A 23,872-nucleotide genomic window follows, 5' to 3' on the forward strand; every position below is an offset into this window, starting at 1 on the left:
TGGTATTTCAAAACTCGCTTGGTATGTATGACCGTCTCGCTAAATAACTGAACTAACGATTGCCAGACGTGATAGCAGTAAAAGCAAGATACCAGGAGTCTATCTATGGAATGGCTATTGAACCTAGCTGAAGAATACCGTGCAGAAATTCGGTCAGGGCGCTTCTTTACAAAATTGGGAAGGATCGAGAAGCCAGAAGAAATCAAGGGATGGATTCATCAGCTCTATTATCAATCTCGCGATTTTACCTCAGCTTTATCGATGCGCTATGCCATATGCAAAGATCCTCGGTTTCAGGGCTGCTTTGCTAGACATGCAATGGAGGAAGTTGATCACTGCGATCAGTTGCTAGCCTGGATGCGTAAACACGAGTTTCTAGCTCCTGATGAGAGTCCGACCCATACGCTTCCAACTCTGGAAACAAGTTTAGTGAGTGCTTATTGTTTCCGCTCAGTTCTTCGAGAATCTTACGCTCACCAAGTTATTGCCATGAATCTCATTTCAGAAGGCGTGTCTTATGACTTCTTCTCAGCGGTCAATCCAAAACTGAAAGCCTTAGGATTATCGGTTGGACACTACTGGCAAGTTCATAAAGAAATCGACCAACAACACCTTGCCCTAGGGCTGGACTTGATCCCCGCGTGTGAAAAAGATTCAGATGAAGGCAAGATTTACACTCGAACTGCTTGGGAGATGGCGACTTTATATCAGAAGATGTTGAATTCCTGGAGTGAAATCTCTAGCACTCAATTTGTTGCTCAAACAAACCAGAGAACAATCCTGGCTTTATTCTAATCTCTCTGTTAAATAGCAGAGGAAATAGTCAGAGCTGAGTACTTAATTCTCGTCAACTTTTTGAGGAGGCATCTTCCCTTTTCTGTTGAATTAACTTGAGATATCATTCTCAGCTTACTACTGATTATTTAGTTACTTCGTTCCATAAATTTTCATCTTAGACAAATGAGAATATCAATTTTAGTATGTATTATCGTGACCCTGGATAATTCTTCGCTTCATAGAGTTTCCGAAAAATTGCTTTATCAGCTAAATTCCATCGAATGCTAACCTTGGGTAGTAGCGTCACCTAATCCGGCAGCCTGCAATGCTCTGGTCCATTGGGTTCTGGAGTGGGTTCTGGAGGGTAATCTTTTTACATTAGACAATCCACTGCTCTAAAACCGGCTGATCATCCAGAAATCTAGACTTTTCCGTTGTTTCAGGCCAGTGTTATACTCAGGTCAGGCGTTTGGCAAGCTCAGCCGAGCCGTTGCAAATGCGGTATTAAAGTCTGCTGGCGAGTTGGGTGTGGTGATTGAAACTGACTGTATCTTGCTTTCCTATCGCTTTTCTCTGGGCAACGATGCCTTCTTGATGAGGCTACCAGTGGGCTTTTCCAGCGTGCTCTACCGCCTGCACACTCCAGGAAGAACCGATGGCATCGATGACCTCCAGAAATCAATCCAGGAATGGCCTCCAGGGTCAATATTTCGATAACGCCAATCTCACTAGGCTGAAGCTGACCCGCAGCGACGCCGGCATTGACTTCAACTGGGGTAGACGTGCCCCGGCTGCGGCCATTGCTGCCGACACCTTTTCGGTACGCTGGACCGGGCAAGTGCAGCCCCGCTACTCAGAGCAGTACACCTTCTCAACCCGCAGCAACGATGGCGTCCGCTTATGGGTTAATGGGCAGAAGCTGATTGACCACTGGCAAAGCCGCCCCACCGCCACCACCCAGGCTGGCACAATTCAGTTAGAGACCGGACAGCGCTATGACCTGAGGCTGGAGTATTACGACAATATCGGCAAAGCAATGGCGAAGCTGTTTTGGTCGAGTCCGCAGCAAGCCAGAGAAATCATTCCTGCTAACCGTTTGTTTCAGCCCAGCCCGATCCCAACCGCGACGCTCACTGCCTCTAACCTGACCCAAGCTGGCAACAGCTACGAATTCAGCGTCACCTACCGCGATGATCGGGCCATCAAGGTGGCTACCCTCGACAGTCAGGATATCCGGGTCACGGGTCCGAATGGGTTCAACCAATTCGCTCAACTGGTCAGCGTGGATCGCAACCGCAACGGTACACCCCGGCAGGCCACCTATCGGATTACGGCACCGGACGGCAGTTGGGACAGCAACGACAATGGCACCTACTCGGTCAACCTGCGACGCAATCAGGTCACAGATACCAGCGGCACCTCAATCCAAGCTGGCAGACTGGGTCGCTTTCAGGTGCAGCTAGCCAATAATGGACCGTTGCCCACGATCCAACTGGCTCGCTATGCGGGTGGTTTGCAGAATCCCACCGATATTGTCAGCGCCAAGGACGGCAGCAATCGCCTCTATGTGCTGGAGCAGGCTGGCACGATTCGCACGATTGCAAACGGTACAGTACAACCTTCTGCCTTCCTCGATATCAGCGACCGGGTCAAGAGTGGCGGCGAAGAGGGGCTGCTGAGTCTCGCCTTTCCGCCCGACTATGCCAGCAAACGGCATTTCTACGTTTACTACACTAACAGCAATAGCGATATTGTGATCTCGCGGTTCCGGCTACAGCCGGGCACCAATCAGGCCGATGCCAATAGCGAAACGATTCTGCTGACGATTCCCCACCCCAACTTCACCAATCACAATGGCGGCAAGTTGGCCTTTGGTCCCGATGGTTTTCTCTACATTGGCGTCGGTGATGGCGGTGGCGCAGGTGATCCGAACAATAACGCCCAAAATCCCAGGTCGTTGCTGGGTAAAATTCTGCGTCTCGATGTGGAAGCACCCGGCGTTGCCACCTACAGGATTCCCAGCACCAATCCCTTCCTGGCCCAAACCGATCCCACTGACCGCTATCGAGACGAGATCTGGGCGCTGGGGCTGCGCAATCCCTGGCGGATTTCGTTTGACCGGCAGACGAACGATCTGTATATCGCCGATGTGGGCCAAAGCCAGCGGGAAGAGGTGAATTTTCAGCCCGCCAATTCGCGTGGTGGCGAAAACTACGGCTGGAATATTTTTGAAGGCACGCGGCCTTTCTCGAATGGCAATGCGACTGGCCTGGTTGCGCCGCTGGTTGAGTATGACCGTTCGCAGGGAATTTCTGTCACTGGTGGCTATGTCTATCGCGGCAGTGAATTCCCCGCCCTCCAAGGCATCTACTTCTACGGTGACTTCGCCAACGGCAAGATTTGGGGCGTGCGCCGTAATGCCGGAACGGTCCAGAATCAGCTTTTGCTAGATTCACCCTATGGAATTTCCACCTTTGGTGAAGACGAACAGGGAAAGCTGTATGTAGCCGATTATTTCAACGGAGATATTTATAAACTGAGCGGAAGTTGATAAGCTGCTGAATTATGGAAAATAATCCGAGCTATTCCTTTGTTGCAAAATGTCCAGTTCATCTTCAGATACCGATTTTCTTCAACAGTGGCGCTATGCCTTAGCACCCTATAACCTGGGATACAAGGTCAAACTGGCTTCTCAGTTGATGTATCGGGATTTTTTAGAGCGTCTAGAACCCTATGGCCTAACTCCATTTCACTACCTTGTCTTGTGCTGTTTGTGGGAAGAGGATGGCCTGTCAACCTCTGGGATTGCTGACAAGCTCAAGCAACTGGGCGCAACCCTCACCGGCGTTGTAGATCGAATGGAAGAGCGAAATCTGGTTTATCGGGAGCGGAATCCTGATGATCGCCGAATTGTCCATATTTGGTTGACCGAAGAAGGAAAACGACTCATGCATGTTCTGCCACCAATTGGCGCGGAGACGATCAATAAAGCAACTACCGGCATTTCAAAAGCAGAACAGGAGGCTGTTCTGCAGCTGCTTGACCAAATTATTCACAACTTTCTCTAGCAGATTCAGCTCCATAGGGTTGCTTTTTTATCAATTAGTCAATATATTAACTATTAATGTATTAAGTATTTGCCATCTAGCACAAATTAAAGAACGCCTAGGCAATATGAGATGTTGCATAGGTTCCGCTCTCATAGCCTGTAGGCTATGCCGCGCTCTTGGATACCGCCAGGATCTGGTTTTGCTGTTTAGAAATGATGACAATCATTGAGGAGGAATTATGCCAAAGCTGAGTATTCAACAAAGAAACTGGTTGCTATCTGCGCATATTGGTTTTGCTGCGCTCTGGACAGGAGCTGTATTGAGTATGTTCCTTTTGGCACTGAGGAATAGGAACTCTGATAATTCAGTTGTTCTATACACACTCGATTCAGCAGTTAATCTACTGGATGACTGGATCGTAATTCCCGCGGCGATTGGTTCAGTCGTTACAGCCACCTTTCTCTGCTGGATGACCAATTATGGATTCACTAAGTTCTATTGGGTGATTACAAAATGGGTGCTGACAAGTGGATTGATAGTTTTTGGTACCTTCTGGTTATTCCCCTGGGGTAACAATGCTGAGCAGCTATCAGGCCAAGAAGGGTTGCAGGCTCTGAGCAATCCACTCTATCAGTTTGATGCCAGAGGTGTATTGATCGGCACCTTAGTTCAGGCTGTTTTCCTCTTTGCCATTATTGGCATTTCAGCGCTCAAACCCTGGGGTAGACGGCCAACTCAAGCGAGATCCCATCTCCACATCGATTAACAGCTCGCTAACTAAATCGATTCAGGCTAGAATAGTGCCTTCAAAATCATCAAACTTACCATTTCAACTCACTCCCTATGAGCTGTCAACACCTTGATGCGCTGAACGCAGAAAACTTGATTTCCAAAGCCAACTATCCGGTGTTTCGCTGTGAAGCATGTATCACAATGAATAGCCGCTGGGTGCATCTGAGAATCTGCCAAACCTGCGGCAAGATGTTGTGCTGTGATTCTTCCCCCAATCAACATGCTCGGCAGCACTACGAAGAAACCGGCCATCCGGTGATGAGTTCGGCTGAACTGGGAGAAGAGTGGCTGTGGTGTTTTGTGGATCAGCAGAAAAAGAACTATTGAGACGAGTGATTATAACCAGGCTGGCAACAGCGTAAAATAGTTGAGATAGTTTTGCATTAATTTTCTGCATTAACTATTTGACCTGGTATTGTTCTATTTCCTGAGTGCCATGCCCATCACCCTTGCCCAAGCCGATTTCGCAGAGTTATTTGACGAAACGGAAGCTAGCCAACCGCCTACTTCGGAGCTAGACGACACCGCCTGGGACTATCCAACGGCGCTAGGTCAAGGCCATTACCGCTCGATTCAGTTGCGGGAGGGACTAGATCTGGTGATTGCCCACTACCAACTGTGGGATGACCTAATCATACAACTCCCTGAGCGTCCCCATCCGTTGGAGTATGGTCTGCTGCTTTCGGGACACTGTCGGGATCAGCATCAATCTATTAAAGCGGGGCAGTATTTCGTATGCAGTAGCGGCATTGCTCCACAGGAACAGTGGGAAATTTTGGCGACTCAGCCTGTGATTGAAGTGAATGTGCATATCGAGCCTGAACGATTTTGTGAATTTATTGGATATCCGCTTGATACCACAACGCGAGCCGTGCAGAAACTAGTCGGAAATCCAGAGCAGGAATATTTGGGCTGGACGGGTATGGCGACAGCTCCGTTGCAAATGGTGGCGCAACAAATCCTGCATTGCCCTTACCAGGGTTTAACGCAACGCATGTACCTAGAAAGCAAAGTCTGGGAACTGATGGCGCTGCTGATCGAGCAGATTTCTGAACCCCAACAATCAGCTTGCGCGTCCCCGCTCAAAGCCGACGACATTGAGCGGATTCATCATGCCAAAAATATTCTGCTGCAACAGATGGAACAGCCTCCTTCGCTGCTGGAACTCGCGCGCCAAGTAGGGCTAAACGACTGTACCCTAAAGCGGGGCTTTCGCCAGGTGTTTGGTACAACTGCCTTTGGCTATCTGCATCGCTATCGGCTAGAACAAGCCCGATGCCTGCTGGAAACCGAGGATTTAAACATTGCGGAAGTGGCGCAGCGGGTTGGGTTCGCTGACCGCAGCTATTTTACTGCCGCCTTTCGCAAACAGTTTGGCTGCAATCCGGGTGTTTACCGCAGGGCACAGCGCACTAGAGTTAAGCCAAATATTCCGCTCACCCCACAAAAAAATTCCGCCTAGCCTACTTGCGGTTGCTGCTCCATCAGCGGAACTCCTGTAAGCTACTTGAGAAAGATTCTTAAAGCAATTTCGATCGGGAGAATTGATCTGACTCTCTCGAGTCTTTTGGTGTGCGGAGTGGAACCAAATCCTGTGAAACAGCTCATTTTCTTTACCGGCTTATTTTCATTACTGGCAACCTCGACCGTTTGGGCTGATCCCGCTGCGGAACCGAGTCACCCTCAGGTGCCAAGCATCCCAATGGCCCAAGCAGCCGAACAACCGGCAATCGTCGAGATTACCGGCGTTGAAGTCACCCCTACCGACACCGGATTGGCCGTGATTCTGCAAACCACCCAACCCTTGCAGCCAGTGCCCTTCTCCACCGTCGGAAATGCGCTAATTGCCGATATTCCCAATGCGGTACTGTCTCTGCCAGCGGGCGATGCCTTTCAAACCGCGAATCCGACCGAGCAGATTGCCCTTGTATCAGTCACCAGTCTGCCGGGTAATCGCGTCCGGGTGGCGATCACGGGGGCCGACGCGCCGCCAACGGGTGAGATCACAGTAGACCCGTCAGGATTGAGAGTCAGCGTCACGCCAGGAGCGCCAGATACGGCCAGCGATGCCGAGTCGCTTCAGGTGGTGGTGACGGGAGAACAGGAGGCTGGCTACCGAGTCAACAATGCCACTACCGGTACAAGAACCGATACGCCGCTGCGGGATACACCCCAGTCAGTTCAGGTAGTGCCGCAACAGGTATGGCAAGACCAGCAGATAGAACAGATCACCGATGTATTGCAAAACGTCAGTGGTGTGGCTGCCGATGATAGTTTTGCTGGCTCAATCGACCGGGTCAATATTCGCGGTTTTTCCACCGATGTGTTCTTACGCAATGGCTTTCGCGAAGATCAGTTTGCCGTCCGGGAAACCGCCAACCTGGAGCGGATCGAAGTACTGAAGGGGCCGGCTTCCGTGCTCTATGGGTTCCTGGAACCAGGTGGAGCTGTGAATCTAGTCACGGAACGTCCGCTCGAATCTTCAGCCTATACAGCAGAATTGTCGGCTGGTAGCTTCAGATTTATTCGTCCTACCCTCGATCTATCCGGCCCTTTGACCAGCGATGATTCGCTGCTTTATCGGCTCAATGTAGCCTACGAAGGTTACGATGGCTTTCGCGATTATCAACAAAATGTAGAACGCTTTTTTGTCGCGCCGGTTTTGCAGTGGAATATTGGCGAGAATACGTCAATTCTATTTGAAGCAGAATACCTCAGTGATGCCCGACCGTATGATGATGGATTGGTGGCGATTGGAGACGAAGTAGCCGATATTCCCCGCGACCGACGCTTCCAAAACGATACGGCTCTGGTGCGAACAGAAAGTGTGCGAGCTGGCTATCAGCTAGAGCATCGGTTTAACGAAAATTGGCGACTGCGCAACGGCTTTAGCTACATCGCCGCCGATAGTTTCGACTTCCGCTTAACCAACTGGATCATCGAAGACTCTGGTCAGCTCGACCGACGCTGGCGCTCCAACGATGACTTTTTTGAGTCCTATGAGCTGCAAACCAATATCGAAGGCAACTTCTCCACCGGCCCGATCGAGCATCAGGTATTCTTTGGTGTAGACTTGGGTTCCATCTGGTCGGCGGGCAGCCAGCGCCGCTTACCGGGCGATCCGTCCTTCTTTACCAATATCTTTGAGTCTACAATCGAAGCAGCCCAACCCGATTTAGACGACATGACCCTGTTGGCGCGAGATGACTACCGCCTCACCCGTTCCCTCGGCATCTACCTGCAAGACCAGATTCGCCTGCTAGACAATTTGATTCTGGTAGCGGGCGGACGGTTTGATGTTGTGGATCAAACCAGCGGCAACCTCGGCAGTTCCTCGGAGCAGAACGATACCGCCTTCAGTCCGCGGGTGGGCATCGTTTATCAGCCGATTGAACCCCTCTCGCTCTACGCCAGCTACAGCCGCTCCTTTGCACCCAATCTATTTGGCATCGCTGCCGATGGCTCCTTTCTGGAACCGGAGCGTGGCACCCAATATGAAGTTGGTCTCCGGGGTGAGTTTCTGGATGGCCGCTTGACCACCAACTTGGCCGCCTATCACCTGACGAAAACCAACGTAGCGACGGTAGACCCAGCCAATCCCGATTTCTCGATCGCAGCAGGTGAAGTCAGAAGTCAGGGCATCGAGCTGGATATATTGGGTGAACCACTGCCCGGTTGGAATATTATCGCCTCTGTTGGCCTCAACGATACTGAAATTACCGAAAGCAGCGATGAATTTCTGCCGGTCGGTAATCGGCTTGCCAATGTGCCCTACACCACCGCCAGCCTCTGGACAACCTATGAAATACAGTCCGGCGATTATCAGGGGTTGGGATTTGGGTTAGGGTTGTTTCATGTTGGCGAACGGCAGGGCGATACGGCAGACACCTTTAGACTTCCGGGCTACCTGCGCACTGATGCGGCCCTATTTTATCGCCGCGACAACTGGCGAGTCAGTCTCAATGTGCAAAATTTGTTGGATATTGACTATATCGAAGCAGCGGCTGGTTTCCGCGAAGCCATTTATCCTGGCGCACCGCTGTCGATTGTGGGTTCGGTATCTGTAACGTTTTGATCATTCGTAACATCAAACCCTGAAATTGCATATGAGTGCTAGATTCCTAAGTTACGAATTCCGAATTCCGAACCACGAATTATGGCGCATCCTTCAGTTTCTTTTTGGTTTAGTTCTTGTTCTGTGCCTCACCACCGCTTGCGAGCGTACCTCAACCCAATCTGCCACGCTTTTAGATTCCAACTGTCGCCCTGTTCAACATGTGATGGGTGAATCATGCATTCCCCTACAGCCGCAGCGAGTTGTAACCCTAGATGGCGTCAGTTTGGAATACGCCCTGGCACTTGGCATCCAGCCGGTTGGTTCGGTGCTGGATCAGCTAGATGGACATTTGATCGAGCAGGTGAAGCATCAAGGAAACAGGATTGCGAACATTGGTACAGCCGGAGCACCCAATCTGGAAAAAATTCTTCAACTCAAGCCGGATTTGATTCTGGGTTTAGACTTTCATCAACCCATCTACTCGGAAGTAGCTAGAATTGCCCCTGTGGTATTATTTGAGTTTCAGTACAGCGGTCAATGGAAACAGATATTCAAAACCTTTGCCAATAGCCTTGGTCAGGGGGATGTGGCTCAGCAGGTGCTCGATCGCTACGATCAGCGAATTAATCAGCTCAAGCAAACTCTAGCGAACCCACTGCCAACCGTTTCTGTAATTCGCATCGATCCAGCTAGTATCAACGTCTATTTCAAGGATTCGTTTTGCGGTGTGATTTTGCAAGATGCAGGCTTGCCGCGTCCACCGGCTCAAAATCTCTCAGCCACCGAAGCCCAGCAAACGTTTAACAATCCAATTCAGGCCGCCGTCAACCAAGAACGGCTCGATTTAGTGAATGGCGATGTAATATTTACGTGGATTGGTGAAAACACGTTAGAAGCAACGCAAGACGCACAGGCTCAGATCGATAAACTCAAAACCGATCCCCTCTGGCAAAAACTGCCTGCCGTGCAGCAAAACCGAGTCTATTATGTGCCCAGCTACTGGATTGGCAGCGGCCCCATTTCGGCTAATCTAGTCGTGGATGATTTGTTCAAGTATTTGATCCCCGATCTTCCTTAGAGCAATCAACTCCTGTCAGCGTTCTGCTGCCAATCCTTGGGTTGCTGTCAAGTTCAACTCGGAAAAGGTAAGAGAAACAAGCAGCTCATATCTAGCCCCTGTGCCGTCGTCATAGGTAAGGTACTCTGCAAAGGTCCATTTCTTGGTTCTGATTGCCATGACGTTTTTGAGATGACCTGTCTAGATGACTAGATTATAGGTTGAGCGGCCAGGTTGGATATCTCTGAAGCCGTTGAGGAGAACCGCAATCTTTGTTTACGAACCATCTCAAATCTCAAAGTTCTTAATATTCTTTATTAGAGCTGGCAGGCTTAGCTGGTCTGGGTTCCTGACCATGCCCAACAAATCTACAAACTACTCAGTTTGGATTCGAGCTAGCCTAGCAATAGGAGCGTTGTAAACGGCATGCATGTCCTATTTGTCGCGGCTAGCGGATTATGAAAATTTTATTGATCGAGGACGATTCGCTAATTGCTGAACCGCTCGTGAAAGCGTTGAGCGAACACCATTATGTGGTGGATGTGGTAACTGATGGTGAAACGGGATGGACGCTACTGGAATCCTTTGCCTATGACCTAGTATTGCTAGACGTGGTGTTGCCAAAACTAGATGGGATTAGTTTATGTCGCAAGCTGCGCTCTCAGGGCAACCAGACGCCCATTTTGTTATTAACAGCCCAGAATGCCAGCACTAACAAAGTCACGGGTTTAGATGCCGGAGCCGATGATTATGTGGCGAAACCGTTTAATTTGCCGGAGTTGTTGGCGCGAATTCGCGCCCTATTGCGGCGGGGCGGAACGGCCTTACCTCCTCTGCTGGAGTGGTGCAATCTGAGGTTGGACCCTAGCCTTTGTGAAGTCACCTGCAACGGTGAGCTGGTGCGATTAACCCCCAAAGAATACGGTTTGCTAGAGCTGTTTCTGCGCAATCCGCATCGCATCTTTAGCACTGGTGCCCTGATTGATCACATCTGGTCGTTTGAGGAAACCCCCAGCGAAGATACGATTCGCTCCCATATCAAAGGGCTACGGCAAAAACTGAAAACCGCTGGCGTTCTGAATGATCCGATTGAAACCGTGTATGGAATTGGCTACCGGCTCAGGCCCGAAGCAAAGCCCAAAGCAGCAAAAGCGCCAAGTGGACAAACAGAAACCGATCAAGACGAAAATGTGACTACTGTTACTGTACAGGCTGGGATTGACGGCATCTGGAATCAAGTAAAAGAGACGATTGACCGGCGGCTTGCAGTGGTTGAGCAGGCGGCAGTGCTGTTGCTGCAAAATCAGCTCAGCGAGGAATTGCGGCAGCAGGCAGAACAGGCCAGCCACAAGTTAGCCGGATCGTTGGGCATGTTTGGGGCCGATCACGGCTCTCGTCTAGCACAGGAAATCGAACCGCTGTTTCAAAAGGGGCGCGCTCTGAGTCGCCAGCAGAGGCAACGCCTCTCTCAACTGGTGGCCGATTTGCGGCGGGAGTTGCAGCAGTTAAATGATGGGCAACTCGACCCCGAGCAAGCAGCTATTCCTTTTGCTCCTGAGCGAACTGATGGACCGGTGGATGAACGCCCTTGGCTATTGGTGGTCAGCTCCAATCCAAGCTTTACGGCAGAATTGCAAAAAGCGGCTGCGAGTTGGGGGCTGCGAGTTCAAATCATGTCCAACCCCGTGATGGCGAGAGAACAAATCGCCGAAGCGCATCCCGACATCGTCCTGCTTGATTTCGCCAGTACTGTCAACCCTGAAAATGGCATTGAAAACAATTCGGATAATAGTTCTGCTAACAAAAGCAAAGACAATAATTACAACAATATTGAGCACAATACTGAGAACAATTTCATGTTGCTGTCGGAATTGAGTGCCTGCACGCCGCCGGTTCCAGCCTTGGTGTTAACCGATCAGGATCGATTGATCGACCGAGTGAAGGTGACTCGGCTAGGCGGGAGACGGTTACAACAGCCTGTAACTGTGACACAGGTGTTAGAGGCAGTGAATCAAGTGTTGCAACAGGCACGTCCCATGCAGGCTACGGTATTGGTCGTAGACGATGACATGCAGGTGCTCACAGCATTACAGCGGTTGCTAATTCCCTGGGGGCTGCATGTTTCGGTGCTCGATAATCCGCTATTGTTTCTCGATGCCCTTGAAGCGAATCCGCCCGATCTGCTGATTCTGGACATCGAGATGCCTCACATTAGCGGCATTGAGCTATGTCAAGTGGTGCGCAATGATCCACGTTGGAGCGGCTTACCCATCCTATTTTTGACAGCCCATACGGATGCAGCAACTATGCATCAAGTCTTTGAGGCGGGTGCTGATGATTTTGTCTGCAAACCGATTGTTGGTCCAGAACTGGTGACGCGCATCCTGAATCGCTTGGAGCGAACCCAGTTGCTGAAGAGCTTAGCGGAGACCGATGCACTGACGGGTGTAGCCAATCGACGCAAATCGACGGCGGCCCTGTCTCAGTTTTTGCAGTGGTGTCACCATTGTCAGCAGCCGTTCTGCTTGGCGCTGGTGGAGTTGGAGCACCTGAAGTCCATCAATCAGCAGTATGGTCATGCGGCTGCGGATCAGGTCCTAGCACGCTTGGGAGAAATGTTGCGACGCTCATTTCGGAATGAGGAGGTCGTTGGTCGTTGGGGCGGAGGCGAATTTGTCGTCGGCATGGCTGGCACAACTAAAGCAGACGGTACTCAATGCATTCTGGATCTCCAGCAATCATGGCAGCAGTTTGGGTTCAAGGCTGATGGAGTTGCATTTCAAGTCAGCCTCAGGGCAGCAGTCGTCCAGTTTCCTCAGGATGGAACCGATCTGCAAACGCTGTATCAAACGGCTCGTGCTCGCTTCCAGCAAACTAATGCAACCCATTCTGAGGGGAGTTTGCCATGAAAGCACCCTTGCCCGACAACGAAGCTGCCAGACTCCACGCCCTGCACCAATACAACATTCTGGATACGGCTCCAGAAGCGGCCTTTGACGACCTGACGCGGTTAGCAGCCTTTATCTGCGATACCCCGATTGCCCTAGTCAGCCTGATCGATGACTGTCGCCAGTGGTTCAAATCTAGATTAGGATTAGATGCCACCGAAACTCACCGCGATCTGGCATTCTGCGCCCATGCCATCCTGCAACCCGACGATATTTTGATTGTTCCAGATACGCTGCACGACGAACGCTTTGCCACCAATCCCCTAGTCACCGGTCCTCCCCATATTCGCTTCTATGCTGGCGCACCCTTGATCAGCTCGGATGGCTATTCCTTGGGAACCCTCTGCGTGATCGATCGGGTGCCTCGGCGGCTCAATGCGGCCCAAATTGTGGCCTTGCACGCTCTGAGTCGTCAAGCCATCTCCCAACTAGAACTACGACGCCAGCTAGCTGAGATCGCTCAAAAAACAACCGAATTGCAACAGGCTGAGCAAACCCGCATTCAGTTGCTGGCGCAAGAACAAGCGGCCCGTGCCGAAGCCGAACTCGCCCACAATCAGATTGTCGATATTTTGGAGAGCATTACCGATGCATTTTTTGCGCTAGACCACGAGTGGCGGTTTACCTACTTGAACCGGCAGGCCGAATTGTTGTTGCAGCGGTGGCGAGATGAGTTGCTGGGTAACATCGTATGGGAGCAGTTTCCAGAGGCAGTGGGGTCCACGTTTCATCGAGAGTATCAGCGGGCTGTTACAGAGCGGGTCAGCGTTCAGTTTGAAGCTTTTTATCCACCTCTCAATCAGTGGTTTGAAGTACATGCCTATCCCGGCAAAGACGGGCTGTCGGTCTATTTTCGCAACATCGACCAACGCAAAGCAGCAGAGCGAACACTCCAGGAGACCTTAGCATTCCAGCGAGCGATTTTAAACAGCGCTAACTACAGCATTATCTCCACTAGCATTGACGGCACAATTCGCACCTTCAACACCACAGCAGAACAATGGCTCGGCTACACGGCGGCAGAAGTGATTGGCCAGACCACGCCCACACTGATCCATGATTGGCAGGAAATAGTCCAGCGAGCGCAAGTGTTATCCCAAGAGATAGGAGAGCCAATTCAACCAGGATTTGATGTGTTTGTTGCAAAGGCACGTCGAGGAGAAGTTGATGAGAATGAGTGGACGTACATTCGCAAGAATGGTTCACGCTTTCCTGTGTTATTGTCAGTTACAGCTCTGCGGGATGCAGATGATCAGATTACAGGATTTTTGGGAATCGGCAGCGACATCACTGAGCGTAAAGCTGTAGAAGAAGAGCGTGATCGCATCTTTAATTCTTCAGTAGATATGCAGTGTGTTGCCGGTGTTGACGGTTATTTCAGGCGGTTGAATCCTGCCTTTGAGCAAGTGCTGGGCTACAGCAACGCGGAACTGATGGCCCATCCCTTTCTTGACTTTGTCCATCCTGAGGACCAGGCAGCAACCCTTACGGCAGTCAAAAATTTAGCTGAAGGCGAGATTATCCTGGATTTTGAAAATCGCTACCGCCATAAAGATGGTTCATATCGTTGGATCGCCTGGAGAGCCTTTCCCATTGCGGAGGAAGGATTGATCTACGCTATCAGTCGCGACGTCACGGAACAAAAACAGGCGCAGGAAGCCTTACGCGAAAGTGAAGAGCGATTTTATCTCGCCTTTGAAAATGCTGCAATTGGTATGGCGTTAGTATCGCTAGATGGCCATTGGCTCCAGGTGAATCGCTCCCTGTGCGAGATGCTGGGTTATTCGGAACAGGAATTGCTGGCAACCACCTTTCAGGCGATTACTCACCAGGATGACCTAGAGGCAGGACTCAACTATTTTCAGCAGTTATTGTCGGGCCAGATTAACACCTTCCAGATGGAAAAGCGATATTTGCATAAATTAGGGCAGGTGGTTTGGGTGGCCTTAAGCAGTTCAATCGTGCGGGATGGGCAGGGCCAGCCGTTATATATTGTCTCCCAACTTGAAGATATCACCGCTCGCAAAGCGGCTGAAGAACAACTCCAGAATCTGAGTAAGGCATTAGAAAGTGCGGTTGAAGGCATCTCCCGATTAGATGCAGAAGAATGCTATATGCAAGTCAATCCGGCCTATGCTGCTATGTTGGGTTACCAACCCGAAGAACTGTTAAAGATGAAATGGCATCAGACGGTTTGCCCAGAGGAGATCCCTGCAATCGAGGCCGCCTATCAGCAAATGCTCCAGGTTGGCAAGGTAGAAATAGATGCCAGAGCGGTTCGCAAAGATGGCACAGTTTTTGATAAGCAAATTGTGTTGGTGAAAGCCTACGACCAGCAGCAGCGGTTTAGTGGCCATTACTGTTTTGTCAAAGACATTAGCGAGCGGCGCGAAATTGAGCGCATGAAGGATGAATTTATCTCCATCGTCAGCCATGAACTGAGAACCCCACTCACGTCGATTTCTGCTGCTCTAGACCTGCTAGCCGAAGGAGTTTTGCAAAACCAGCCCGAAGAAGCCCAGCAAATGCTAAGAATTGCTGCTAACAATACCGACCGACTGGTGCGCCTGATCAACGATATTTTGGACATTGAACGCATCGAGTCTGGCAAAATTGTGATGACAAAACAAATCTGCAGTGCGGCAGATTTGATCACTCAAGCCGTAGAAGCACTTCAAGATATGGCAGAACGAGCCGAAATCACCCTGTCTATCTCACCTCTGAATGTCCAACTCTGGGCGGATGCTGATCGGATCGTTCAAGTTCTAACGAACCTACTCAGCAATGCGATCAAGTTCTCTCCGGCAGGCAGTACGATTTGGTTGAAAGCAGAGAGGGGGGGTGAGGGTGAGGGAGGTGAGGGGGGTGAGGGGGATGATGAGGGAGATAGGGGAGATAGGGGAGATAGGGGAGCAGTATCGTCCCCACCTTCCTCGTTCGGCGAGGCTCACGAGCCGCCACCTTCCCCATCTTCCTCATCTTCCTCATCTCCCTACATCCTATTCACCGTCCAAGACCAAGGCCGTGGGATTCCATCCGATAAGCTGGAGACTATTTTTGAGCGGTTTCAGCAAGTTGATGCCTCTGATTCGCGCTGCAAGGGGGGGACTGGATTGGGGTTGGCGATTTGTCGCAGCATTTTGCAGCAGCATGAGGGCCAAATCTGGGCAGAAAGTACTTTAGGCGTTGGCAGCACTTTCTACTTCACTTTGCCGATCCTCAACGCTTCGGAAACTTCTGAAATTTCAGTCTTGAGTTCTGAGCTAGGAGAGTCAGCCTGGGAAGTCGGACCGCAAATGCCGCTGGTGCTGCTCTGTGACGATGATGCGTCGATCCGGCAGGTGGTGCGGGTGATGTTAGAGCGGCAGGGCTACCGGGTGCTGACGGTGGCGTCGGGGCAGGATGCGGTGAAACAGGCGCTGGCGCATCATCCGGATGTGATTTTGCTGAATTTAGTGATGCCCGGTATGAGCGGCTGGGAAACCTTGGCAATTTTGAAACAGCAGTCTGAAACACACACCATTCCAGTGATCATTTTGAGTGGGCTGTTGCCCGATGCTAGAGAAGCTCCCTATACTGACATTAGCGATTGGGTGGTGAAACCGCCGGAACCTAAAGTGCTGTGGCAAGCACTGGAGCGTGCTCTGGTTAATCCTAATCAGCCGCTGAAAGTGCTAATCATCGAAGATGACTTAGATCTGGCGCAGGTCCTGACCACCCTATTTGCTCGTCATCAAATCGAAACGTTTCATGTCCAAACTGGACGAGAAGCAATTCAACTCAGTCAGCAGGTGATTCCAGATTTGCTGGTCCTCGATTTAGGATTACCCGCCAATGATGGCTTTGCTGTTGTAGACTGGCTGCGGCAGCATAACCGCCTCTGCCAAGTGCCCCTAGTGGTTTATACTGCCCGCGATTTGAATGATCACGAGCGGAAACGACTACGGCTAGGACAAACGCTATTCCTGACTAAAGGCCGCATTAGTCCCCAGGAATTTGAGCAGCGGGTGATCAATCTACTCAACCGGATGATTCGAGGAAAGACAGGAGACCGCCTTGATGACGAAACGCATTCTGATAGTTGATGATGAATATGATATTCGGGCTGTGGTTCAACTCACCTTGAAGGCGGTTGGGGGCTGGGATGTAGCGAGTGCCGCTTCGGGACAAGAAGGACTGGAGAAGGCGGTTGGTCAGTCGCCCGATGTGATTTTGCTCGATGTGATGATGCCTGAGATGGACGGGATCGAAACCTTTCGGGCACTGCAAGCTAATCCGGTTACCCAACCGATTCCGGTGATTTTGATGACGGCTAAGGTGCAAGCTGCTGAGCAACGACGATTTGCCGAACTAGAGGTCGCAGGAATTATCACAAAACCCTTCAAAGCCATGAAACTACCAGGCCAGATTGCAAAGATATTGGGCTGGAACGACCAGTAGACAAGCGCCAGATTAATTAGTTGGATCTACACAAGTTCTGCATTTTTCAGGTCTAACTTAGAAGCTAATCGAAGGTGTAAGTGAAATTCTGATCGCATTTACCATTCGAGTGATTGTTCCCCCAAGGCTCTCTGCCTGACCTTATCGTGAACCGTTCAACTTTCTATCCCCTTAGCGCCCTCCTCCACCCAATTCGGCAACGACTGGAAGCGATTGAAATCTCTGATCCCCAAACTGCCCGGTCTCTTTGTAAACTGATTCCAGCTCGTTGCCCTTTCGAACGACAAATCAAACTGTTTGACTATACCCTGGTCCGGATTCCGCCCCTTTGCAAACTCAATCCTTTTTACGATCAAATCGTGAATCTTCGATTTAAGTCATTAGTATATTTAGCAGACCAGTGTGGTGAAGATGTAACGCTCTATTTCTGATCTAATTTCGTGGGAAAGCTTCCCTGAAAATCGAGGTACTCATGGCCACAACGCATACGCACGCAGCGAGTCCAGCAGCGCTTCTCAAAAAGCCGTGCTATCCAGAACCCTTAACAAACACTAACAAACATAAGATTAAAATGTCGCAAAATTATGAATCGGATAACACTCGTCTGGATAGCGGACGAGCGGCCATCTTCGTGGATGGTTCAAATTTGTTTTATGCAGCGTTGCAGCTTGGCATCGAGATAGACTACACGAAACTCTTGACCCATTTAACTGCCAACGCTCGGCTACTGCGGGCGTTTTTCTACACCGGCGTGGATCGCACCAACGAAAAGCAACAGGGCTTTTTGCTGTGGATGCGCCGCAATGGTTATCGGGTCATCACTAAAGATCTGATTCAGTTGCCCGATGGCTCCAAAAAAGCGAATTTGGATGTAGAAATTGCAGTTGACATGTTGACCTTGGCTGACCATGTGGATACGGCCATTCTAGTCAGCGGCGATGGTGATTTAGCCTATGCGGTCAATGCCATTGCCTATCGAGGCGTTCGTGTTTCAGTTGTCAGTCTGCGTTCCATGACCAGCGACCACCTGATCAACGTAGCTGATCACTATATTGATCTCGATACAATTAAGCAGAACATTCAGAAGCCTACTGCCTCTGGCTATCCAGACTATATTGCCAAAATGTCACTTTAGGTAATTATCGACTGGCCGCCTCTTGATCAAGCTCTTCACCAGGGTGTGAATGTAGCCAGAACTTGCTCAAAGGCGCGTTGATTTGGGGCGTCGATCGAGTCGATGCCTACTTTGGCAAGACTAATCACCATCACCTCAGTGCCATCTGTGTTGGAGAACACAACGTTCTCATGTTCATAGAGGCCACTGGAACGAAACGCTATCGCCTCCTGGCCAGCAACCATTTGCGACTGAAAGCTACCTGACTGGACAAACCGATTGCTGCGCCCAATCCAATCCATCAAGGCGAGGCGTTGGGGATTGCGGTAGACTGCAATTTGCACATTGGGCGGCAGTTCTGCTCCATCGGCATAGGCTCCGGCCTGAATTGCATCGTATTTGGACCGTTGCCACAGTTCTAGCGTCATCTCAGGCGTATCTGCAGATGACGCTAGAACTGGTTGCCTGGCGTCAACTACAAAATCATCGGGATAGGCAAAGCTAAACTTGTTCTGTTCTTGGTGATACTCGGTTTGATCGGGCCTGTGCTGCTCCAATTCACTAGAATTACGCCCCGTTTGCTGCGGATTTTGAGTGCCGGTTTGGGGTGATTGGGCTGATGGAATCGCAGCAGTCATTTTGGCCCCCAGCCGATCTAACGGCTCCAAGTAACTGGAATCGACATAATTTGGGGCTGAATCGTTATTTAGGGTTGAATCAAATGATTCAGAGTCGCCAATAGAGGCTGGTGCTGTGAGAAAGCCATAGAAGGACTGACAGGCGCTAATCAGCAGCACAGCCAAGCTAAAGTTCAGCCCAAAACTGAGACCGTAGATCAAACTATCTGTCAGAAATGTAGTGATGGCCTTGCTCATGAAAACGGGCAGTATAAACACTTTTCTATTGACTGATGACAATCTGAGGAGTTCCCTGAGGAAATTACAGGCAATCACTACAGTCTCGGGATCTCTGTCTAATCCACGCTCGGCTCAACCGTTAGGTTCAACGGCTAAATGAGGCAGCACAGCCTAAAATGTAAACCAGGAAATTAAGCATCATTTTTATGAGTCTATTGTTCGGATTTACAATTCTGCTCGCGCTGCTGACAGCGGGCATTGTCCTTTATCTGCTGACGGCTCGCCGCTATCAATCAGCCGATTCGGTGGCCCAGTCCTACGATCAATGGACTGAAGATGGAATTTTAGAGTTTTATTGGGGTGAACATATCCACTTGGGACACTACGGCTGCCCCCCGCAGCGGAAAGATTTTCTAGCTGCCAAATCCGACTTTGTGCATGAGATGGTGCGTTGGGGTGGGTTAGACCAGCTTCCTGCCGGTACGACTGTCCTGGATGTGGGCTGTGGGATTGGAGGCAGTAGCCGCATTTTGGCACGGGACTATGGCTTCAAGGTCACCGGCATCACGATTAGCCCAGAGCAGGTCAAACGTGCCCAACAGCTCACTCCCCCAGAACTGGACGTGCAGTTTCGCGTTGATGATGCCATGGCGCTTTCGTTTCCCGAGGCCAGCTTTGACGTGGTTTGGTCGATCGAAGCCGGTCCCCACATGCCCGACAAAGCCATTTTTGCCAAAGAGTTGCTGCGCGTACTCAAACCCGGTGGCATCCTCGTTGTGGCTGACTGGAACCAGCGCGATGCCCGCCAGACACCGCTGAACAGCTGGGAACGAGTGGTGATGCAGCAACTGCTGGATCAGTGGTCCCATCCGGCCTTTGCCAGCATCGAAGAGTTTTCTGAACTGTTGGAAGCAACCGGCCTCGTCGAGGGTCACGTCACCACCGCCGACTGGACCGAACCAACCCTACCCTCCTGGCTCGATTCGATCTGGCAGGGCATCGCTCGACCGGCAGGGCTAATCAAATTCGGTCTACCGGGGTTGATCAAATCCCTGCGGGAAGTTCCGACTCTGCTACTGATGCGGCTAGCGTTTGGAACTGGACTGTGCCGATTCGGCATGTTTCGTGCCGTTCGGGCCAATTCCCATTCGGGTTAAACCAGCGTTGAGCCAGCGTTGAGCCAACCAGACAGCCCTCAAGCAAACCGCTCTAGGACAGCCACAATCGCCTGCACCAACTCGTCCGGCTCTACGGGTTTAGCTAAATGGCGCTGAAAGCCGGCCTTGAGTGCCTGCTGTTGGTTGATTTCTCCGGCATAGGCGGTCAGAGCAATGGCTGGAATTTGCCGATTGTTCCCTGCCTGAGACCGCAGTTCCTGGAGCAGCGAGTAGCCGTTCATCTCCGGCATGCCAATATCGCTGAGCAAAATATCTGGCTGGAGTTGGGGGATGAGTTGCAGGGCTTCCATGGCCGAGGCCACTGAAGTGACAACCGCACCCACCCGCTCTAACAAAAATGCCACCAGTTCTCTGGCATCCGCCTCGTCGTCAACAACCAAAACTCGCACACCCTGTAGGGGTTGGCCCATCCGCGAGGCGCTGTTCGGGGCATCGGAGTTGGCTGCCTGTTGGTTCTCGGTTCGTTCCAATAGCGGCAGTTTCACGACAAAGGTTGACCCCAAGCCCTCTCCTTGGCTGCTAGCCGCCACCGTGCCTCCATGCAATTCCACCAAATGACGCACAATTGCCAACCCCAGTCCTAACCCACCAAAGTGCCGTGTTGTCGAGCCATCCGCCTGCCGGAAGTACTCAAACACATAAGGCAGAAAGTCCGGCGAAATACCCTTGCCGGTGTCGGTGACGGTGATGCGCGCGTAGGGTGAGGAAGATGCGGCTCGTGAGCCTCGCCGAACGAGGGAAGGTGAGGACGATCCTGCTCCCCTATCTCCCTCATCTCCCTCATCTCCCCTATCTCCCTCATCTCCCTCATCTCCCCTATCTCCCTCCACTCGCTCCACTCGCACCTCCACTCGCCCACCGGCTGGGGTGAACTTGACGGCATTGGAGAGGAGGTTCCAAACGACCTGCTGCAAGCGGGCAGCGTCACCTATCACAGCGGAAGAGGCAGGGAGGGCGTTTCCTTCCCCAACTGTAAACTTCAACTCAATTCCCTTCGCTTCTGCGGCTAGGCGCACCGTTTCGAGAGCGGCTGTGATGACGCTGTTGAGTTGGACCGGGGCCATCGTGAGATTGAGCTTACCGCGCAGAATCCGGGAGACATCCAGCAGGTCTTCAATGAGCTGAGTTTGGAGTTTGGCGTTGCGTTCAATGGTTTCAAGGGCGTGGGCGGTTTTGGCAGCATCGAGGCGATTGGTGCGCAGTAGTTTCGACCAGCCGAGGATTGGGTTGAGGGGGGTGCGCAACTCATGGGAAAGCACAGCCAGAAATTCGTCTTTGATCCGGTTGGCGGCTTCGGCTTGCTCACGGGCAGCCTGTTCTCGAACCAAGAGCTGCTCGCGTTCGGCTTCGGCCTGCTTACGTTCGGTCAGGTCAAGGATAAAGGCAACCGATTCTTCGCGGTTCTCTCCCACCAGGCTGTAGCCCAGCAATATGGGGACGCGACTGCCATCTTTGCGGATGTATTCTTTCTCGTAAGGTGTGCAGGCTCCCCGTTCTTGAGCTTCGGCGATTCGTTCGGCATCGAGCGGCAGATATTCGGGCGGGGTAATCGTGAGCCAACTCAATTTTCCGGTATACAGATCTTCTCGCGTATACCCAACGATTCGCAACAGTTCATCATTCGCTTCTCGAATACTGCCATGCACATCTCCAAATAAAATCCCAATTACGTTAGCATCCATAAAGCTTTTGAGTTTGGCTTCGCTGGCGGCCAGGGCGTCTTCGGTGCGTTTACGAGCGCTGATGTCAATCGCCACACCCAGGATTTGGCGAGGTTTGCCGTCTGAGGTGCGGTTAAACACCAAACTTTGCGTATAAAGCCAACGCCATTCTCCATGCCGGTCCCGACTGCGGTACTCGATGGCGCGAATGGCTCCCTCTGGAGCGGAGTTAAAGCTGTCAAGGTAGGCGCGTAGATCGGCTAGGTCATCCGGGTGGGTCAACAGCGACACCACATCTGCTTCTAGGGCCTTCAGCTGTTCTGGCGTATAACCCAGCAGATCGGTAACCTGGTGATTGGCATACACCACCCGCTGCTCGCGCAAATCGTAGACGAACAGGATACCAGGCACCGTCTCGGCAATTTGCTGGTTAAAGTACTGGGTCTGTTGCAACTGACTTTCGGTGTACTTGCGAGCCGTGATATTCTCAAACGACAATCCCAGGCAGCGGTTGGGTAAGGCAAACGCCTTGAGGTTATAAACTCCGGCATGGATGCCATCCTGGGCGTAGGGCACTTCTCCCAGATCGAGCGCCTCTCCGGTACGGACGACCTGCTGATACCGCTCCACCAGCTCGGTTTTCAGCAGCCTGGGAAAGCTCTCGCCCATTGTGGTGCCAATCAATCGCTCAAATTCGATTCCCGTCACGTTTGAAGCTGCCGGATTGGCAATCAGTAACCGAAATGAGGCGGGGTCATCAAGATTTTCAAGCTGCCAGACCACAATGCCCATCTGGGTGTTGCGCACCACATCTGCAAACAACTGGAGTCGCTGCTCGGCTTGCTTGCGTTCGGTAATATCGCGCTGGGTGCCCCAGGCTCGGATCAGCAGGCCGTTTTCGACGATCCCGACCAGATTATTTAGAAAGATCTTGGGTTGGCCCTGCCGATCCACCTCGTAGGATTCGGCATCCGTCAAGCGGTAGCCCGACCGAATAAACGTCCGCAAATACTCCAGATTGTTGGGATCTGACTCCACTAAAAACTCCCCCAGCCGTGCCCCAATCAACTCCTGCGGAGATGCCACCCCATACATCTGGGCCATCACCTGATTGCATTCCGCCAGATAGCCATAGTGATAAAAGGCTGGAATCAAGCGGTCTTCAGGCCAATCAACTGGCACAGGTTGTTCTAGCTCAAAACACCAGATGCCCTCGGAACTGTGCTGAATAAAGGCTCGATAGCGCTCTTTGGCTCGTTGCAGTTCGGCTTCGGCGCGTTTGCGTTCGCTGATATCCTGTACCTCAATAATGGTCCCCACCACGCCATTGCCACCCCGGATTGGGCTGGCGGTATAGGCTACCGGATAGAAATGGCCATCTCTGTGGATAAAAATTTCTTCGCCTTGCTCTTGGTTGTTTTGGGGAAAGGCGCGGTCAATTGGGCATTCCTCTAAGGGATAGGGCGTGCCGTCGGGGCGGGTATGGTGAATCACGTCATGTAGCGGTCGCCCCCGCACTTCTGTCAAACTGTAGCCAGTGAGCTTCTCGGCTGCCGGATTCATGTAGGTACACTGCTGCCGCTCATCCATGATGAAAATGGCAAGCGTGGCGTTGTTACAAACCGCTTCGAGCTGCCGCCGATATAGATCCGCGTCTGGGGTTGGTGGCTGCAGCAAATCATCACAGGGTTGGCAGGTCTGCTGTTCCCTACGTTGGGACAAGCTTTGGGGCACATTCTGGGGCAAATTGTTTTCCGAGACCACGCTCTCTGCTCCTTCCAGCCGTCTGTCATCAATTTTGCCGAAATTTACAGCCTTTTTCAGGCTAGTGAAGTACGAAAAACGGGGTGCAGGGGCAGTGCCCCTGCGTGGGGGCGAAGCCCCCACACCCCCCATACCTCACATGAGTGAAAAACGCTGTATACTATTGTCGCTTGAGAA

18 protein-coding genes are annotated in these 23,872 nt (G+C 51.5%); 15 read left to right on the plus strand and 3 right to left on the minus strand.

Features of this window, described 5'->3' with window-relative positions; all coding sequences use genetic code 11:
* Window positions 1-105 precede the first annotated feature (105 nt).
* The 9 genes from HJG54_RS29915 (at window position 106) to HJG54_RS29955 (ending at window position 9,754) form a co-directional block, all read left to right on the plus strand.
* Entirely contained in the window at window positions 106-795 is a 690-nt protein-coding gene (locus tag HJG54_RS29915; protein ID WP_316436756.1) for an iron-containing redox enzyme family protein, read from the plus strand.
* A gap of 429 nt (window positions 796-1,224) precedes the next feature.
* On the plus strand, window positions 1,225-1,494 hold the full coding sequence (locus HJG54_RS29920) for a hypothetical protein (RefSeq protein WP_316436757.1): 270 nt from the start codon (window positions 1,225-1,227) through the stop codon (window positions 1,492-1,494).
* The gene (locus tag HJG54_RS29925) at window positions 1,433-3,328 is read left to right on the plus strand and encodes a PQQ-dependent sugar dehydrogenase (protein ID WP_316436758.1); all 1,896 of its coding nucleotides are present in this window, start codon (window positions 1,433-1,435) and stop codon (window positions 3,326-3,328) included. Before HJG54_RS29920 ends, HJG54_RS29925 begins: the two co-directional genes overlap by 62 nt.
* A gap of 49 nt (window positions 3,329-3,377) precedes the next feature.
* Window positions 3,378-3,845, plus strand: a complete 468-nt coding sequence (locus HJG54_RS29930) for a MarR family winged helix-turn-helix transcriptional regulator (protein WP_316436759.1) — start codon at window positions 3,378-3,380, stop codon at window positions 3,843-3,845.
* A gap of 451 nt (window positions 3,846-4,296) precedes the next feature.
* Window positions 4,297-4,593, plus strand: coding sequence for a hypothetical protein (locus HJG54_RS29935; RefSeq protein ID WP_316436760.1), 297 nt, complete (start codon window positions 4,297-4,299; stop codon window positions 4,591-4,593).
* A gap of 77 nt (window positions 4,594-4,670) precedes the next feature.
* The gene (locus tag HJG54_RS29940; RefSeq protein ID WP_036010548.1) at window positions 4,671-4,946 is read left to right on the plus strand and encodes a UBP-type zinc finger domain-containing protein; all 276 of its coding nucleotides are present in this window, start codon (window positions 4,671-4,673) and stop codon (window positions 4,944-4,946) included.
* Between the two features lie 109 nt (window positions 4,947-5,055).
* Window positions 5,056-6,081: a helix-turn-helix transcriptional regulator gene (locus HJG54_RS29945; protein WP_316436761.1), complete on the plus strand. Its 1,026-nt coding sequence runs from the start codon at window positions 5,056-5,058 to the stop codon at window positions 6,079-6,081.
* Window positions 6,082-6,213: 132 nt separating this feature from the next.
* Window positions 6,214-8,694, plus strand: coding sequence for a TonB-dependent siderophore receptor (locus tag HJG54_RS29950; RefSeq protein ID WP_316436763.1), 2,481 nt, complete (start codon window positions 6,214-6,216; stop codon window positions 8,692-8,694).
* A 205-nt stretch (window positions 8,695-8,899) separates the two neighbouring features.
* The gene (locus HJG54_RS29955; RefSeq protein WP_316436764.1) at window positions 8,900-9,754 is read left to right on the plus strand and encodes an iron-siderophore ABC transporter substrate-binding protein; all 855 of its coding nucleotides are present in this window, start codon (window positions 8,900-8,902) and stop codon (window positions 9,752-9,754) included.
* A gap of 15 nt (window positions 9,755-9,769) precedes the next feature.
* On the opposite strand, the gene HJG54_RS29960 is transcribed toward HJG54_RS29955, so the two are convergent.
* Window positions 9,770-9,913, minus strand: a complete 144-nt coding sequence (locus tag HJG54_RS29960) for a hypothetical protein (RefSeq protein WP_316436766.1) — start codon at window positions 9,911-9,913, stop codon at window positions 9,770-9,772.
* Between the two features lie 278 nt (window positions 9,914-10,191).
* Between HJG54_RS29960 and HJG54_RS29965 the strand changes: the two genes are divergently transcribed.
* From HJG54_RS29965 to HJG54_RS29985, 5 genes are all read left to right on the plus strand, one after another.
* Window positions 10,192-12,642, plus strand: coding sequence for a response regulator (locus tag HJG54_RS29965; RefSeq protein WP_316436767.1), 2,451 nt, complete (start codon window positions 10,192-10,194; stop codon window positions 12,640-12,642).
* Window positions 12,639-16,766, plus strand: a complete 4,128-nt coding sequence (locus tag HJG54_RS29970; RefSeq protein ID WP_316436768.1) for a PAS domain S-box protein — start codon at window positions 12,639-12,641, stop codon at window positions 16,764-16,766. The genes HJG54_RS29965 and HJG54_RS29970 overlap by 4 nt, the downstream gene beginning before the upstream one ends.
* Window positions 16,741-17,121, plus strand: coding sequence for a response regulator (locus HJG54_RS29975; protein WP_316436769.1), 381 nt, complete (start codon window positions 16,741-16,743; stop codon window positions 17,119-17,121). Before HJG54_RS29970 ends, HJG54_RS29975 begins: the two co-directional genes overlap by 26 nt.
* Before the next feature lie 146 nt (window positions 17,122-17,267).
* Window positions 17,268-17,552 (plus strand): Mo-dependent nitrogenase C-terminal domain-containing protein, encoded by a 285-nt coding sequence (locus HJG54_RS29980; RefSeq protein WP_316436770.1) that lies wholly within the window; start codon window positions 17,268-17,270, stop codon window positions 17,550-17,552.
* A gap of 140 nt (window positions 17,553-17,692) precedes the next feature.
* Entirely contained in the window at window positions 17,693-18,256 is a 564-nt protein-coding gene (locus HJG54_RS29985) for an NYN domain-containing protein (RefSeq protein WP_051926152.1), read from the plus strand.
* A gap of 35 nt (window positions 18,257-18,291) precedes the next feature.
* On the opposite strand, the gene HJG54_RS29990 is transcribed toward HJG54_RS29985, so the two are convergent.
* Entirely contained in the window at window positions 18,292-19,110 is an 819-nt protein-coding gene (locus tag HJG54_RS29990) for a hypothetical protein (RefSeq protein WP_316436771.1), read from the minus strand.
* Window positions 19,111-19,298: 188 nt separating this feature from the next.
* Between HJG54_RS29990 and HJG54_RS29995 the strand changes: the two genes are divergently transcribed.
* Window positions 19,299-20,249, plus strand: coding sequence for a methyltransferase domain-containing protein (locus HJG54_RS29995; RefSeq protein WP_316436772.1), 951 nt, complete (start codon window positions 19,299-19,301; stop codon window positions 20,247-20,249).
* A 38-nt stretch (window positions 20,250-20,287) separates the two neighbouring features.
* On the opposite strand, the gene HJG54_RS30000 is transcribed toward HJG54_RS29995, so the two are convergent.
* Window positions 20,288-23,695 (minus strand): PAS domain S-box protein, encoded by a 3,408-nt coding sequence (locus HJG54_RS30000; RefSeq protein WP_316436773.1) that lies wholly within the window; start codon window positions 23,693-23,695, stop codon window positions 20,288-20,290.
* Window positions 23,696-23,872: the final 177 nt, after the last annotated feature.

Origin of the sequence: Leptolyngbya sp. NK1-12 (assembly GCF_032598965.1) — a bacterium.
Taxonomy (GTDB): domain Bacteria; phylum Cyanobacteriota; class Cyanobacteriia; order Elainellales; family Elainellaceae; genus Elainella.